15 protein-coding genes are annotated in these 15,243 nt (G+C 40.4%); 12 read left to right on the top strand and 3 right to left on the bottom strand.

What is annotated here, in order from left to right; genetic code table 11:
- Window positions 1-32 precede the first annotated feature (32 nt).
- Window positions 33-1,031: a GTPase ObgE gene (gene obgE / locus C5749_RS03470; protein WP_105723051.1), complete on the top strand. Its 999-nt coding sequence runs from the start codon at window positions 33-35 to the stop codon at window positions 1,029-1,031.
- Window positions 1,032-1,038: 7 nt separating this feature from the next.
- Here obgE and C5749_RS03465 read toward each other — a convergent pair whose 3' ends face one another.
- Both C5749_RS03465 and panB read right to left on the bottom strand, forming a co-directional pair.
- Window positions 1,039-1,650 carry a hypothetical protein gene (locus tag C5749_RS03465; protein ID WP_105723049.1) on the bottom strand — a complete coding sequence of 204 codons (612 nt, stop codon included), beginning with the start codon at window positions 1,648-1,650 and terminating at the stop codon, window positions 1,039-1,041.
- 29 nt (window positions 1,651-1,679) lie between these two features.
- Window positions 1,680-2,495: a 3-methyl-2-oxobutanoate hydroxymethyltransferase gene (panB, locus tag C5749_RS03460; RefSeq protein ID WP_105723047.1), complete on the bottom strand. Its 816-nt coding sequence runs from the start codon at window positions 2,493-2,495 to the stop codon at window positions 1,680-1,682.
- A gap of 81 nt (window positions 2,496-2,576) precedes the next feature.
- Here panB and C5749_RS03455 point away from each other — a divergent pair, with 81 nt between their 5' ends.
- From C5749_RS03455 to C5749_RS03435, 5 genes are all read left to right on the top strand, one after another.
- Window positions 2,577-3,320 carry an RluA family pseudouridine synthase gene (locus C5749_RS03455; RefSeq protein WP_105723045.1) on the top strand — a complete coding sequence of 248 codons (744 nt, stop codon included), beginning with the start codon at window positions 2,577-2,579 and terminating at the stop codon, window positions 3,318-3,320.
- Window positions 3,321-3,396: 76 nt separating this feature from the next.
- Window positions 3,397-4,011 (top strand): TlpA family protein disulfide reductase, encoded by a 615-nt coding sequence (locus C5749_RS03450; protein WP_105723043.1) that lies wholly within the window; start codon window positions 3,397-3,399, stop codon window positions 4,009-4,011.
- Window positions 4,004-4,846, top strand: coding sequence for an orotidine-5'-phosphate decarboxylase (gene pyrF, locus C5749_RS03445; protein ID WP_105723041.1), 843 nt, complete (start codon window positions 4,004-4,006; stop codon window positions 4,844-4,846). Before C5749_RS03450 ends, pyrF begins: the two co-directional genes overlap by 8 nt.
- 32 nt (window positions 4,847-4,878) lie before the next feature.
- Window positions 4,879-5,643 carry a hypothetical protein gene (locus tag C5749_RS03440; protein ID WP_105723039.1) on the top strand — a complete coding sequence of 255 codons (765 nt, stop codon included), beginning with the start codon at window positions 4,879-4,881 and terminating at the stop codon, window positions 5,641-5,643.
- A gap of 10 nt (window positions 5,644-5,653) precedes the next feature.
- Window positions 5,654-6,253, top strand: coding sequence for a hypothetical protein (locus tag C5749_RS03435; RefSeq protein ID WP_146113670.1), 600 nt, complete (start codon window positions 5,654-5,656; stop codon window positions 6,251-6,253).
- A 363-nt stretch (window positions 6,254-6,616) separates the two neighbouring features.
- On the opposite strand, the gene C5749_RS03430 is transcribed toward C5749_RS03435, so the two are convergent.
- The gene (locus C5749_RS03430; RefSeq protein WP_245893603.1) at window positions 6,617-7,744 is read right to left on the bottom strand and encodes an acyloxyacyl hydrolase; all 1,128 of its coding nucleotides are present in this window, start codon (window positions 7,742-7,744) and stop codon (window positions 6,617-6,619) included.
- A gap of 218 nt (window positions 7,745-7,962) precedes the next feature.
- Here C5749_RS03430 and C5749_RS03425 point away from each other — a divergent pair, with 218 nt between their 5' ends.
- From C5749_RS03425 to C5749_RS03400, 6 genes are read left to right on the top strand one after another with little or no spacing between them, the layout of a single operon-like run.
- Window positions 7,963-8,946 (top strand): formylglycine-generating enzyme family protein, encoded by a 984-nt coding sequence (locus C5749_RS03425; protein ID WP_245893602.1) that lies wholly within the window; start codon window positions 7,963-7,965, stop codon window positions 8,944-8,946.
- Window positions 8,947-8,973: 27 nt separating this feature from the next.
- A complete protein-coding gene (locus C5749_RS03420; protein WP_105723033.1) occupies window positions 8,974-10,287 on the top strand; it encodes a Gfo/Idh/MocA family oxidoreductase in 1,314 nt (437 codons plus the stop codon).
- Window positions 10,288-10,290: 3 nt separating this feature from the next.
- The gene (locus tag C5749_RS03415) at window positions 10,291-11,286 is read left to right on the top strand and encodes an FAD:protein FMN transferase (RefSeq protein ID WP_105723031.1); all 996 of its coding nucleotides are present in this window, start codon (window positions 10,291-10,293) and stop codon (window positions 11,284-11,286) included.
- A 10-nt stretch (window positions 11,287-11,296) separates the two neighbouring features.
- Window positions 11,297-12,208, top strand: a complete 912-nt coding sequence (locus C5749_RS03410; protein ID WP_105723029.1) for a hydroxypyruvate isomerase family protein — start codon at window positions 11,297-11,299, stop codon at window positions 12,206-12,208.
- A 59-nt stretch (window positions 12,209-12,267) separates the two neighbouring features.
- Window positions 12,268-13,512, top strand: coding sequence for an MFS transporter (locus C5749_RS03405; protein WP_105723027.1), 1,245 nt, complete (start codon window positions 12,268-12,270; stop codon window positions 13,510-13,512).
- Window positions 13,513-13,537: 25 nt separating this feature from the next.
- Window positions 13,538-15,220, top strand: coding sequence for a GMC oxidoreductase (locus C5749_RS03400; protein ID WP_105723024.1), 1,683 nt, complete (start codon window positions 13,538-13,540; stop codon window positions 15,218-15,220).
- Window positions 15,221-15,243 lie beyond the last annotated feature (23 nt).

Raw genomic sequence — 15,243 nt, 5'->3', positions numbered from 1 at the left:
CAGATATCAAAGTAAAAATAAGATAGTAGGATATGGCTCAGGGTTCAAATTTTGTGGATTATGTGAAGGTGTGTTGTCGCTCCGGGCATGGCGGAGCTGGTTCCGCACACCTACATCGGGATAAGTTTACGGCCAAAGGTGGACCAGACGGAGGTGACGGTGGTCGTGGTGGGCATATTATCCTAAAAGGTTCTTCACAACATTGGACCTTACTCCATTTAAAATACAGAAAACACATCATCGCCGCACACGGTGGACCCGGATTAAGCGCATTGCGTACGGGAGCTAACGGGAAAGATGAAATATTGGAGGTTCCTTTAGGAACGGTTGCCAAGGATGCAGAAACCGGCGAAATTTTATTTGATATTACAGAAGACGGAGAAACTAAGATATTGACTCCCGGTGGAAAGGGTGGGTTAGGCAATTGGCACTTTAAATCTGCTACGCAGCAAACACCACGCTTTGCGCAATCGGGCATGCCGGGACAGGAGCAATGGATTATTCTGGAATTGAAAGTACTGGCAGATGTCGGATTAGTCGGCTTTCCAAATGCCGGAAAATCTACGCTGTTATCTGTTGTATCGGCAGCAAAGCCAGAAGTTGCCGATTATCCTTTTACCACATTGGTACCGAATCTCGGAATCGTCGGTTACCGCGATAACAGATCGTTCGTAATGGCGGATATACCCGGTATTATTGAAGGTGCGTCGCAAGGAAAAGGTTTAGGACACCGATTTTTACGACACATTGAGCGCAATTCTGTTTTGCTATTTATGATTCCCGCGGACACCGATCGTAGCATTGATGAGGAATATCAAATTTTATTACGTGAGTTAACCGCTTACAATCCCGAGTTAATGGATAAACCGCGGCTATTGGCAATTACAAAATCAGATATGCTCGATGATGAGCTTGAATCGGAGATGGCTGAAACGTTACCGAAAGGAATATCTTCCATTTTCATATCTTCCGTATCGGGTAAAAATATCCAACAGCTGAAAGATTTGATCTGGAAAGCGATTAACGATTGATAGCACATTAGATAATAGGGAACAGCTTACTTTCTACCTCAATTTTAAAATTTTCATTGAGGTACGAAAAAAAGAGTTTATTCACACTGTTTTCGTTTTGCTCAATTAAATAGGGGATAACAACGGTACCTTGCTTTAAACGAAGTTTGTAATAACCAAATAGTGTGTCCCGATTTTTCTGGACAGACTTTATTTCGGATATGCTTACGATGTCACTCATCAAATTAAAAGACAAAGGCTGGTCTTTTAGGTGATCGACCAAAACCTCATATGTTGTGGGATTAAAATAGATACGCTGATCCTTAGTAGACTTAACATGATTGGTGTACACGAAAATTTGGCCAATAAGGTAAAGGGCTAATGGCATAAGTATCCAAAGTATTTTGATTTTCATCCCTAGAACCAATGCGATCAAAAGAAGCAAAAAACCGATTCCAACTGTACGTAACGTACTTTTTGTCACCCGACTGATAAGTTGAGGTGAAGTATCTATCACAACAAAACGTTGGTGTTGATGAGTTCTGACAATCGACGCATTGCTTTTACTTGTCAACATAAACCTTCTGGCGATGAGATAGGCCAAAACTCCAACTAATGCTATAATTAAAAATATCTTCATCACCCTATCTTGAAAAAACCATTAAGCGCTTAATATTGCTCAGATTCATTGGGATAGTTTCCCGATTTTACATCTTCTGCGTATTTTGTCGCCGCCTCCACCATACCGTCGTACATTTCCATGTAACGTCTTAAAAACTTTGGTTTAAAATCTTTGGTGAACCCAAGCATATCGTTAACCACCAGTACTTGTCCGTCACATCCGTTTCCCGCACCAATCCCAATGGTTGGGATCGACAGCGATTCACTGACTTCTTTAGCAAGTTTTGCGGGTATTTTTTCCAGCACAATAGCAAAGCAGCCTATTTCTTGAAGAGCCAACGCGTCCGACTTTAGTTTTTCGGCTTCGGCATCCGCTTGTGCCCGAACACCGAATGTGCCGAATTTGTTAATGGATTGTGGCGTAAGACCTAAATGTCCACAAACGGGAATACCTGCATCAATAATCTTCTTAATATTCTCCAATATCTCTACGCCACCCTCCAATTTCAATGCATGAACACCTGATTCTTTCATCATTCGAACAGCTGATTTGAAAGCATCTTCAGGCGTACCCTGGTATTCACCGAAGGGAAGATCGACTAATACTAATGCTCGCTTTGCACCTCTCGCCACCGCGCTGGCGTGATATATCATGTTGTCCAATGTAATGGGCAGTGTGGTTTCATATCCCGCAAAAACATTTGCGGCAGAATCGCCAACCAATAAAACGTCGATACCGGCATCATCCAGCGCACGCGCGGTCGAGTAATCATACGCTGTAAGCATACTAACTTTTTCACCGTTGGCTTTCATGGCTAAGATGGTGTTCGTGGTTACTCGCTTGATTATTTTATTTACTGACATTGCTTGTAGTTTAGAGAAACAAAGCTAATAAAAAGTTATAGAAGTTGAGGATGTTAAAGGGATTTCTGTATTTTTGCGTTTATGCAAAAAAGCGACAATCGTTTATTTAAATTTCCGAAATTTCAGGATCTCATCCTTTTTGAAGACGACGATCTAATTGTCATTAATAAGCCACCGTTTATAGCTTCACTAGACAATCGGAGTGGAGACGAGATTAATATTTTACGTCTTGCTAAAAAGTACCATCCAGACGCTCAGGTATGCCATCGTCTCGATAAAGATACTTCCGGTTTGCTCCTGTTAGCGAAAAATCCCGAAACATATCGTTTGGTTTCTATCGAGTTTGAACGCAGACGTGTAGATAAAAAATACCACGCCATTATCGGTGGCATACACTCCTTTACAGACTTGCTGGTGAATTTACCTATATTAAATCAAGGAAATAAAAATGTCTCCATCGATCGTACTAACGGAAAACCGGCCGAAACCATTTTTAATTCCATACAGTATTTTAGGAATTTTACGCTGGTCGAATGTAAACCGATTACTGGTCGTATGCACCAGATCCGCATTCATTTGGCAACCCAACGAGCGGCTATCGTGGGTGATGAGATGTATCGTGGTAAACCGGTTTATTTGTCTCAGATCAAGAAAAGAGGTTTTACGATGGCAAAAGGAGAAGAAGAACAACCTATTATGAAGCGTTTTGCTTTGCATGCACATCAAATCCGTTTTTCTATAGAAGGAAGAGAATACAGTTTTGAAGCACCGTATCCGAAAGATTTTGCTACCTTGTTAAAATTACTGGAGAAGTTCGATAGCTAATGATGCAATCTATTATGATGCGTTATGAACCTAATAAGGTAGCGACTTAGTGTCACGGAGATAAAATCTACATAAAATGAGTGATAAAAAGAAACTTTGGAAAATAGGCAGTAACGTACTGCTTGTAGGATTGATCATTTTATTGATCTTACCGGCTGGGCGCGCTTGGATACAACAAGGCTTAATGAAAATAGGCCTATTTAAACCTAATCTGGAAAAACCGGAAGAAGTATCTACAAACACTTCGCAAGTTGATATTACATCGGACAGCAACTATGCTGGAGTTGCTTTCTCGGACGATAACGGAGAGGTGGTGAACATATCCGATTTAAAAGGGAAGGTGGTTTTCTTGAATTTTTGGGCAACTTGGTGCCCTCCTTGTAAGGCAGAAATGCCTTCTATCCAGGTATTAAAAGATAAATTTAAGGACAATAATCAAGTAGTTTTCCTCATTGTCGAGATTGAAGCTGAGAAGGAGAAGGCACGCGATTTTATGCAACAAAGTGACATGGATTTACCTATTTATTACCCTGAAAGCCAGATTCCAAGCGAATGGCTGGCGGGCGCTATCCCGACGACTGTCATTTTGGATAAAACAGGAGATATTGCTGCTCGCCATGAAGGTATGGCGGATTATTCTCGCACAGATGTATTCGACTTTATTACAGAACTCATAAATAAGAATGACTAGAGCAGCGTTGATTCAGCAAATTAAAATTAAAAAAAGTTTTTTGTGTATAGGATTAGATACGGATCTAGCCAAGATACCGACACATCTTTTGGATCATGAAGATCCAATATTTTCTTTTAATAAAGCGATTATCGAGGCGACAGAAGATCTTTGTGTGGCGTATAAGCCAAACATCGCTTTTTACGAATGTTATGGTGCGAAAGGCTGGAAGTCGTTGCAAAAAACTTGGGAAATACTACCAAAAAACTGTCTGAGCATTGCCGATGCGAAGCGAGGCGATATTGGTAATACTTCTACCAGATATGCAAAAGCTTTTTTTGATGAAGACCTCTCTGGCCTAGGTTTTGATGCGCTTACAATAACACCATACATGGGGCATGACTCGGTCATTCCATTTCTGGACATACCCAACAAATGGGCTATCGTGTTAGCGTTGACATCCAACCCGGGAAGTAGGGATTTTCAGAACTTTACCAACGCATCTGGCGTAGAATTATTTGAATATGTATTGGATAAAGTAAAAGCTTGGGGCACACCTGAAAACACGATGTTTGTGGTAGGAGCGACTCGGGGAGAGGGATTCTTAAATGTTCGACAACACGTACCGGATCATTTTCTTTTGGTGCCGGGTGTTGGAGCGCAGGGCGGTTCTCTACGAGAAGTCTGCCAGTACGGCATAAACAAGGATTGTGGTCTCTTGGTAAATAGTACGCGCGGTATTATATATGCGTCTGATGGAAAGGATTTTGCAGAACGTGCACGGGAAGAAGCTTTAAAACTGCAAAAGGAGATGCAGTTAGAACTAGAAAGTGCTGAAATAATTTTGGCACAATAATTAGCGTTGCTAGCACATAAGAACAGTAACTTATGTATATCATCCGATTTGTATATTTCATCATCTTTCCGCTAGCGCTATTTTTTGCCTCCTGTAGCTCGATATATATGCCCAATGTGCCAGCGACGCCTATGTTTCAGGAAAAAGGGGAGGTACATGCTGCTGCCCATGTCAATGTTAAAGGGAATTTAAGCGGAAGCGTGGGTGTTGCTGTAGGAAATCATATAGCCATAATAGCGAATGGATCTTATATTGACCAAGGTGGCCAGAATAATAAAAATGAATTATTTAGGCAACATTTGGTAGAAGGTGGTCTTGGTTATTTCACCCGAGTCGGTAAAGAAAAAAGGCAGATACTTGAAATATATGCAGGCTATGGTATCGGATCTTCGACAGAGATCGATCGCCGGGCGTCTACAACGGGCATGATACCGGTAGAAACGCGGATAGTTGATTTTGACAAAATTTTTGTTCAAGTAAATTTTTCGTCCACAAGACGACAAAAGTTGAATCTATTCGGCAAACCTCGTAAATTAAATTACGGTACTGCTGTCCGTGCTAGCCGGGTTGCTATGCAAGATTTTGCTATTAACGATTTAGCTAGTCCAACAGAAGAAGCGTTGTTTATTGAACCTCTTTTTTATACACGCATGGAATTGAATAGGAGTTTTCAGATACAGTATACGAACGGTTTTAATTTTAACGTGGTGGACAACACCTATTTAAAAGCAGGAAATGCTGTATTTACTTTAGGGTTTACATACAATTTTGGTGGAAAAAGGAATAAAACAAAGTAATAAATTAGATATGAAAAGAAGAGATATCAACATCCTATGCATGATGTTTATAGGATTACTATTGAGCGGCTGTGCTATTAATAAAAACCAGATTGATGCACTCGCCAAATTCAATTATACCGTGGAATCGATGCAAGATATCCGTTTGGCAGGTAGAGACATGGATAGCTATACCGGAAAAGATGGCGTGAATTTAGGGTCTCTTCCCGGAATAGCCATGGCGATGTTACGGCAGGATTTACCTTTAGAAGCAAGGATAAATATGAAAGTCAGTAACCCCACGACGACAACTACAAAGATCAATTCCTTTAAGTACTTAATTGAAATTCAAGGAAAGCCACTTTTTGAAGGCACGGTGAACGAAAATCTTCATTTAGCAACTGGTGAGAGCACCGTCGTACCCCTAACCTTTAAAGCTAACATTTTCGGCACCGCGAAAGAAAAAGGAGTGGAGAATGTATTAAATGAACTTTTTACCAGAAAGGGAGAAGGTTTTCTGGTTCTGAAAATAAAGCCGTCTATTAAAATCGGGAATAGCAATATTTACTATCCGGGTTATATTACGGTAGACAGAAACCTGGCTAAAAGCATCGGGAAATTAGTTATGTAATTTTTTTATCTTCTTTTTCCCGTAAAAAGAACCAAAACCTCGTCGCTTCGAATATTTGAAACAATGGTCCGTGCAAGGGGAAATTTCTACAAACTTCAAATATTCGGATGCGACCTTAGATGTTAAGGAAGGGATAGTACAGTACGTAAATCTCCGCAATTATTAGTTGATTGCGACGATGCGAACCAAAACGGCCTTGTGTTTTTTCGCGGCAATCTTGATGTAGACTATTCCGTATAAAACAGAATGTTGTTTGAACGAAGTGAGTTTCATTCTGTTTAGGAATAGGCAAAGTAAGATAGCGAAAACATACTCAGCCTTGATTTTTTATCTCCTTTTTTATCAAGAAAAAAGGGGAAGAAGTTAATCCCTGTTGAACGTATAGCCGACCGTCCATTCGATGAAATCTGCCTTTCCTTTATGGGCTTTGATAGAGATACCAGCGTTAAAGTCTTTATAAACATAATACCGTGCCCCTGCTCTTAAAAAGATTCGGTTTATCTCTCCATTGAAGTATTGTTTATGGATATAGTAGCCCACGTTTCCATTTAATACTAGATTACGATTCAATACATGTACTAAATAAAAAGATGGTCCACCGGATAACTTTGCGCTTAATTTACCGCTGCTGTCTCCTGCTATTTCATCGTAATTTCCCGAGGAGGAGTAGAATAAATCGACACCGCCGCCCATTCTCCATTTATGTGATACAAACTTACTGGCGTAAGCGCTTAACGTAGTCTTTAAAAAACGTTCATCTTTATCTTTATCTAGTTGCTTCCAGCCCGCACCGTAGTTAATATGATATAGTATTTTATCACTATAGGGCGCTATATTACTCTTGTCGGGAAGGACAGAATGACCATTCGGTTGATATGTAATGGATGCTGTTAATGGCACTAGATTGACGCCTTTGTTAGGCAGCCGGAGAGCACCGTTTGAAAAGTGGTGATAGGCCAAGCCCAGTCCAATACGCCAGTTTGGATTAATTTTATATTGACTCCGTATACCAAAATCGATAAAAACGTTATTCTTTGCACCAATTACAACATTCAGCGGATTGTTTTCCGGATCATAAGGTGTGAAATTTCCAGAAATACCGAGTCCTATACGATAATCGAAACCCCAACGTTTGTTTGTTAAGTTCCCAAAAGGAGATTGCACAAATCCATAAATGGCGTAAGGACTTCCGATAATGTCGGTGTTGAACGTACTACTATAGAAACCGATTCCATAAATGGGATTGTTATATAACGTGAAGTACTGGTCGTTTGATTTTTGTATTTTCCAACCTATTTTCAAGTTTATTCCGTTATAATATGCACTTTCAAAAGTTGTCCGCCGTATATCCTTTGCTGCCAATATTCCGCCATTCTCCATTTCCAATTCGATAATCAACGGATTTTTCTGTGCTAACGCACTGGAATCCAATTGTGCTCGAAGGTAAAAAGAAGTCACTAATAATAAGAATGTAAAAAGTACCTTTTTCAATGTTTTTTTTAAAAAATCAATAATTTTCGGTTGGCAAAGATATTATTTTTTTTGGCGTCAGGAGAGGTTTCTCACCTTTGAATTAGTGATATTTCAGTCATATTAATCTTGAAATTACAAAATTTTTTTTTGTAACTTGATTGTTGTAAAATGGACTTAGTGTATTTTTTACAATATTATTCCTATATTTAATTCCGATTTATAAAAAATCTAGATTAATGACAATGCAAATTGTAAAGATCAGTGTGTTTGTTTTCGCGTTCGCAGCAGCTAACCTCATTTTAAAAGCACAGGAAAAGCACGAGCGTTACATTCAGAAAATAGAGGGAACCCAATTGGAGTTTTCTATGGAGGCTATCCCCGGAGGAAGATTTAGCATGGGAAGTGATAAATCTGAAAAAGAAGATGAAAAGCCGATTCACCAAGTGGAACTTGATCCGTTTTGGATGGGTACTTATGAGGTGACTTGGGATTTATATGAGCCTTTTGTATATAAAGATTTAGAGCAAACTATTGCAACGAATGGTATGGTTGCCTCCGAAGTAGATGCTGTGACACGTCCTACAAAACCTTATTTGGATATGACCTTTGGTATGGGGAAGGAAGGACATCCAGCACTGGCGATGACGCACTATAATGCTATTCAATTTTGCAAATGGCTTTATACGCGGACCGGTGTATTTTACCGCTTACCCACAGAGGCTGAATGGGAGTATGCGTGTCGAGCAGGGTCGACATCGGAATATTTTTTTGGGAATGACGCTATACTGCTAGAAGAGTATGCTTGGTTTGCAGCAAATAGCAACGATAAAACTGCTCCTGTCGGACAGAAAAAACCAAATGCTTGGGGCTTATATGATATGGCCGGAAATGTTGCTGAATGGACGTTTGATCAATATATCCCAAACTATTATGAACAGTTTGAGGGTAAAACTGCTAAAAACCCTGTTGCTATCCCCACCGCGCTTTACCCCCATAGTGTAAGGGGTGGTGCTTTCGATAGTCAGGCTGATGGGCTTCGATCCGCTGCTCGTATGGCTTCTGATCCTATATGGAAACAACTAGATCCACAAATACCAAAATCTAATTGGTGGTTTCCAGAAGCCCCATTCGTGGGGTTACGTCTTGTCCGACCAGTGAATGCACCGACGCAGGAAGAGATTATGGCTTACTACAATCAAGATCCTATCAAAGATTTTTAATGAATAGATTTTATAATACCTAAACTAATGCAACATTTTAAAAGGAGAGATTTTATTAAAGCGGGGTCAGCTCTAACAGGCGCGGCTGTATTATCGTCTACGCCGGTATCTAGTGTATTCGCGGCAGGAAGTGACGTTATCAAAATTGCGTTAATCGGTTGTGGCGGACGTGGTACTGGTGCTACATTCGATGCTTTTGCTTCAGGGCAAAACATTAAGCTGGTGGCAATGGCGGATGCTTTCCAAGACAACCTGGCGTCCACCTACAATACCTTAAAAGAAAAGTTTGGTGAAAAAATTGATGTGCCAGACAGTCGTAAATATGTTGGATTCGATGCTTATAAAGAAGCTATTAAAGATGCCGATGTGGTATTACTAACGACACCTCCTGGGTTTCGTCCTATACACTTTGAAGAAGCGGTAAAGGCGGGTAAACATGTTTTTATGGAAAAGCCTGTTGCTGTGGATATCCCCGGTATAAGAAAGGTACTTGCTGCAGCGGAAGAAGCCAAAAAGAAAAAGTTAAATGTTGTGGTAGGATTACAGCGACGCTATCAAACGAATTATCGAGAAGCCATCAAACGTATACAGGATGGTGCCATCGGTAATGTGGTTTCAGGGCAGGTTTACTGGAACAGCGGGGGAGTATGGGTCCGCCCGCGGAAACCGAACCAAACCGAAATGGAATACCAGATGCGGAATTGGTTTTATTTCAATTGGCTTTGCGGCGATCATATTGTCGAACAGCACGTCCATAATATCGATATCGCCAATTGGGTTAAAGGGAAGTATCCTATTTCCATTGAAGGTACAGGCAGTAGAGCCCATCGTACCGGCAAGGATTACGGGGAAATCTATGACAATTTCGCTATTGAGCTCACATATGATGACGGCTCTGTCGTGTATAGTCAATGTAGGCATTTTGAGGGCGTATCCAATAGAGTGGATGAAGCGTTTCAAGCAACGAAGGGCCGCGCATACCTTTCGGCGAGTAACCAAGCAGTGTTGTGGGATGTCAACGGTAATGAGTTATATCGCCACGACCCCAAAGGTAATCCAAACGCTTATCAACAGGAACATAAAGAACTTTTCGCGGCGATTGCTAAAAACGAATATGCTTTCGACGATACACAGCATGGAGCATATAGTACACTTACAGGTATCATTGGCCGAATAGCGTGTTATACAGGCAAAGTAATCAAATGGGATGAAGCAATTACCTCAGAAATTGATTTGTCGCCAGATATATATGCTTGGAATGCATTGCCTAAAATTATTCCAAATGAAAGTGGTGAATATCCTTACGCTATCCCGGGAAAAAACACCAGTCTTTATATCTAGAACGTGTTAAAAAGTGTACTCATACCGTGTTTAATAACACTGAGCTTTTCGGTGTATGCCCAACAATCTAAATTCGCTATTGATGGACAGGCTCAAGGCACATCCTATAGTATCCAATACTATGCACCAAACTCCTTCGTTTCTAAGATAGAGATCGATAGCATATTGAACGTTATTGACAACTCAATGTCGTTATATAACGATCAATCGCTCATAACGGCTTTTAATGAAGCACACAGGAAATTAGAGCTAGATGAGCATATGACAAATGTAGTGAAACGCTCATTTTATATAAACCGAATATCTAATGGATTATTTGATATTACGGTAATGCCACTTGTAGAACTTTGGGGGTTTGGACCGAATCGTACCAACACGTTTCCGCAACCACAAACGATTGATAGCATATTACAATTCGTAGGCATGGATAAGCTTATTTTAGACGGAAATACGCTATTTAAGAATGATAAACGGACGCAGCTAGATTTAAATGGCATAGCGCAAGGATATTCCGTAGATGTTATTTCTAGATTGCTGGATAGCAAAGGAATTGAAAGTTATTTGGTTGAATTAGGTGGCGAAATAAAAGTAAAAGGTTATAAAGATGTTCACGTTCCTTTTGAGATAGCCATCGAAAGTCCACAGGGCACCAAGTATTCAAATATTATATTACAACTGACGGATAAGGCGGTGACTACGTCAGGGAATTATAGACGGGCATTCGATTTTGAAGGACGTCGTATTCATCACCATATAAATCCGCGTGACGGATATCCGGTACAGAATAATGTAGCGAGCGTGACGGTTGTGGCATCTACTGCGATAGATGCTGATGGCTATGACAACGTCTTTATGGCGATGACGCCAGAGGCGGGTATAAGTTTAGCAAATAGCCTCGAGGACATCGATATCTATATTATTTATAAGGACAACGGCCGGTTTAAAGAAGCTTTTTCAGCAGGCTTTAGCCGATACGTAAAGAAACAATTAACCAATTAAATTTAATATAATGAAACGAGGAGATTTTATAAAAAGTGGAGCGGCACTTATTGGAAGTGCAACGCTTTTAGGAAATGAAACGATGGCAGCAACAACACAAAATAAAGAGGGAGAGACCTTCCAATTAGATTATGCTCCACATCAGGGCATGTTTTCGACGACAGCGGGTAAAGACTTTGTGGATGAAATCAAATACATGCACGAATTGGGTTTCCGCAGTATCGAAGACAATGGCTTACCAACCCGACCGGTAGAAGAACAAACCAAGATAGGAGAGACCTTGGCAAAATTGGGGATGCGCATGGGCGTATTTGTTGTACCAAAAGGCGGAAACGCTGCGAATACATTGGCTGCAGGGAAACAGGAACATATCGACATCTTCTTGAAAGGATGTAGAGAATCGGTGGAAGTTGCAAAACGTGTTAACGCTAAATGGGTAACGGTTGTTCCCGGCAATTATCAGCGTAATTTACCTATAGGTGTGCAAACGGCTAATGTGATTGAGGGATTAAAACGTGGTGCCGAAATCTTTGAACCGCACGGTATTACTATGGTGTTAGAGCCATTGAGCGATACGCCGGATTTATTTCTTCGTTATACCGATCAAACATATGAGATTTGTAAAGCGGTAGGAAGCCCGTCTTGTAAAATCTTATACGATGCGTACCATCAACAAAAAAATGAGGGCAATCTTATCAACCTCATGAACCTCTGTTGGAGCGAAATTGCTTATATTCAAGTAGGAGATAACCCCGGACGAAAAGAACCTACAACGGGAGAGATCAATTACAAAAATGTATTCAAATGGTTGAAAGAAAAGGGATATGCCGGTATTGTTGGAATGGAACATGGGATGTCGAAATCCGGTGTAGAAGGAGAAAAAGCCTTGGTAAACGCGTATCGAGAAGTCGACAATTTTTAAGCATATTATATAATATAAAGGAGAAGTAATATATTTATACAAAATAAACCTATTATCAGATGTCAACATCCATAAGATTTAAACTATCATTTATGATGTTCCTTGAATTCTTTATTTGGGGAGCGTGGTTCGTAACGTTGGGAACTTTCTTGATTCAAAACTTACAAGCTGAACCGTTTCAGATCTCTAACGTATTTTCGACACAATCGCTAGGTGCTATTATTGCACCTTTCATCATTGGTATGATTGCAGACCGGTATTTTAATGCGGAGAGGATTCTCGCTATATTACATTTAGTTGGCGCAGTTCTGATGTTCCAGATGTATAAGGCTACCGATATAGCTACTTTTTATCCTTACGTTTTGGTGTATATGATTCTTTATATGCCTACATTGGCATTGGTGAATTCGGTTTCTTTTAGACAGCTAACAAATCCGGAAACTCAATTTTCTAGCATTCGTGTATGGGGTACAATTGGATGGATTATAGCTGGTTTGGCTATCAGTTTCTTATTTCGATGGGACTCACCCGAGGGTGCACAAGAAGGCGCTTTACGGAACACCTTTTTGATGGCTGGTATTGCATCTGCGGTACTGGGACTATTCTCCTTCACTTTACCTAAAACACCTCCGATAAAAGTAGATTCTGCAGAAAAACCATCATTTGCTTCTATCATTGGATTAGATGCCATAAAGCTATTAAAAGACAGAAATTTTTTGATTTTCTTTATTTCATCTATCCTAATATGTATACCCTTAGCTTTTTATTATTCGAATGCCAACCCTTTTTTAGTTGAGATCGGTTTATCAAATGCAACGGGAAAAATGGCTATTGGACAGGTTTCAGAAGCAGTATTCTTATTGTTGCTTCCGGTGTTGTTCGTCCGGTTCGGTTTTAAAAAAACCATTTTGATTGGCATGCTGGCATGGGTGGTACGTTATCTCTTGTTTGCATACGGAAATGCTGGGGATTTGTCATTCATGTTAATTATCGGTATAGCGCTGCATGGTATATGTTACGATTTCTTCTTTGTTTCGGGTCAGATTTATACAGATAGCAAAGCGGGAGTGAAATATAAAAGTGCTGCTCAAGGACTGATTACTTTAGCGACATACGGTGTGGGACAGCTAATAGGTTTTTGGGTTGCCGGTTTTATTGGAGACAAATATCAAAGTATTAAAGAAACAGATGTAGCTGCGTTTTGGCAACAAACATGGATTGTGCCAGCGGGTATTGCATTTGTTGTCATGATATTGTTCATGATTTTATTTAAAAATGAGAAAATAGAGAGTAAAACAGTATAAACAACAAAACTAAAAATAGAAAAGTATGGCAGATAATGTATACGATGCAATTGTCATCGGATCAGGCATCAGCGGTGGTTGGGCAGCGAAGGAGTTGACGGAGAAAGGGCTGAAAACCATTATGCTAGAGCGTGGGAGAAACGTTGAGCATATAAAAGACTATCACGCGAATAAAAATACTTGGGAATATCCACATAGAGGAGGGCGTACCAAGCAAATGGAAGAAGATTATCCCGTATTGAAACGAGATTATCCATTGAATGAAAAAAATCTTGACTTTTGGGTAAATGAAAAAGAGAGTCCTTATACAGAAGTTAAGCGGTTTGACTGGTATCGTGGTTATCACGTAGGAGGACGCTCTCTTATGTGGGGACGTCAAAGCTATCGCTTTTCTGATCTAGATTTTGAGGCAAATGTAAAAGACGGGCATGGTACAGATTGGCCTATTCGGTATGCTGATATCGCGCCATGGTACAGCTATGCGGAGAAATGGGCCGGTATTTCCGGTAACCGCGATGGTTTAGATGTATTGCCAGATGGTGATTTCCTGCCTCCCATGGATTTTAATGTTGTTGAGAAAAATCTGGCTGCTCGCTTACAAAAGGAATATGGTGGTAAACGCCATTTTATTATGGGACGTACGGCTAATATAACGAAACCTCATACCGGTCGTGTTAATTGCCAATATCAAAATCAGTGTTGGTTGGGATGTAACTTTGGAGCTTATTTCAGTACGCAATCTTCCACATTACCGCCGGCTATGGCAACGGGTAACTTAACCCTTCGTCCATTCTCTATTGTAACACGTATTCTATATGATAAGGATACTCAAAAGGCAACAGGAGTAGAAATTGTTGATGCAGAAACCAACAAAACATATGAATTTCATGCGAAAGTTATCTTTGTATGTGCTTCGGCATTTAATTCGACATGGGTATTGATGAATTCGGCTACCGACGTTTGGGAAGATGGTTTAGGAAGTAGTTCTGGCGAGCTTGGTCATAATGCTATGGATCACCATTTCCGTTGTGGAGCCGGTGGCACAGTAGAAGGTTATGAGGATAAATATATTTTTGGAAGACGGCCAACGGGCTTATATGTGCCTCGCTTTGTAAATATACCGAGCGATGATAAAAAGCGCGATTACGTTCGTGGATTTGGTTACCAAGGTGCTGCTAGCCGTGGCAGATGGCAGGGTGAAGTTGCTGAAATGAGTGTCGGTGGCGATTGGAAAGATGCGATGTTGGAACCGGGTAACTGGAGTGTTGGCTTTGGCGCATTTGGCGAAATATTGCCTTACCATGAAAATAGGATATATCTCGATAAGGATAAAAAAGATAAGTGGGGCTTACCGGTATTGGCGATGGACATGGAAATTAAGGATAACGAATGGAAAATGCGTCCGGATATGATGAATGAAATGAAGGAGATGCTGGAGAAAATCGGCGTAAAAAACGTTTATACCTACGATAATACGTATGGATTTGGCCAAGGAATTCACGAAATGGGTACGGCTCGAATGGGAACTGATCCAAAAAATTCAGTTTTGAATAAGCATAATCAGGTTTGGGATGCAAAAAATGTATTCGTGACTGACGGTGCCGCCATGACATCGGCAGCTTGTGTCAATCCGTCATTAACATATATGGCATTAACGGCACGTGCGGTCGATTTTGCAGTGAGCGAGCTTAAGAAAGGAAATCTATAAATCAGCTTATCTACGATAAAGTA

The sequence above is a fragment of the Sphingobacterium gobiense genome (genome assembly GCF_002980575.1).
GTDB classification, from domain to species: Bacteria; Bacteroidota; Bacteroidia; order Sphingobacteriales; family Sphingobacteriaceae; genus Sphingobacterium; species Sphingobacterium gobiense.
This window is presented reverse-complemented; position numbering and strand designations above follow the sequence as displayed.

What these genes read in the sequence shown, in the direction of transcription:
- C5749_RS03410 (WP_105723029.1), top strand. Translation starts at nt 11,297, where the DNA reads ATGAAACGAGGAGATTTTATAAAAAGTGGAGCGGCACTTATTGGAAGT.
- C5749_RS03420 (WP_105723033.1), top strand. Translation starts at nt 8,974, where the DNA reads ATGCAACATTTTAAAAGGAGAGATTTTATTAAAGCGGGGTCAGCTCTA.
- C5749_RS03435 (WP_146113670.1), top strand. Translation starts at nt 5,654, where the DNA reads ATGAAAAGAAGAGATATCAACATCCTATGCATGATGTTTATAGGATTA.
- C5749_RS03455 (WP_105723045.1), top strand. Translation starts at nt 2,577, where the DNA reads ATGCAAAAAAGCGACAATCGTTTATTTAAATTTCCGAAATTTCAGGAT.
- C5749_RS03465 (WP_105723049.1), bottom strand. Translation starts at nt 1,650, where the DNA reads ATGAAGATATTTTTAATTATAGCATTAGTTGGAGTTTTGGCCTATCTC.
- obgE (WP_105723051.1), top strand. Translation starts at nt 33, where the DNA reads ATGGCTCAGGGTTCAAATTTTGTGGATTATGTGAAGGTGTGTTGTCGC.
- C5749_RS03405 (WP_105723027.1), top strand. Translation starts at nt 12,268, where the DNA reads ATGTCAACATCCATAAGATTTAAACTATCATTTATGATGTTCCTTGAA.
- C5749_RS03440 (WP_105723039.1), top strand. Translation starts at nt 4,879, where the DNA reads ATGTATATCATCCGATTTGTATATTTCATCATCTTTCCGCTAGCGCTA.
- C5749_RS03425 (WP_245893602.1), top strand. Translation starts at nt 7,963, where the DNA reads ATGACAATGCAAATTGTAAAGATCAGTGTGTTTGTTTTCGCGTTCGCA.
- pyrF (WP_105723041.1), top strand. Translation starts at nt 4,004, where the DNA reads ATGACTAGAGCAGCGTTGATTCAGCAAATTAAAATTAAAAAAAGTTTT.
- panB (WP_105723047.1), bottom strand. Translation starts at nt 2,495, where the DNA reads ATGTCAGTAAATAAAATAATCAAGCGAGTAACCACGAACACCATCTTA.
- C5749_RS03450 (WP_105723043.1), top strand. Translation starts at nt 3,397, where the DNA reads ATGAGTGATAAAAAGAAACTTTGGAAAATAGGCAGTAACGTACTGCTT.
- C5749_RS03400 (WP_105723024.1), top strand. Translation starts at nt 13,538, where the DNA reads ATGGCAGATAATGTATACGATGCAATTGTCATCGGATCAGGCATCAGC.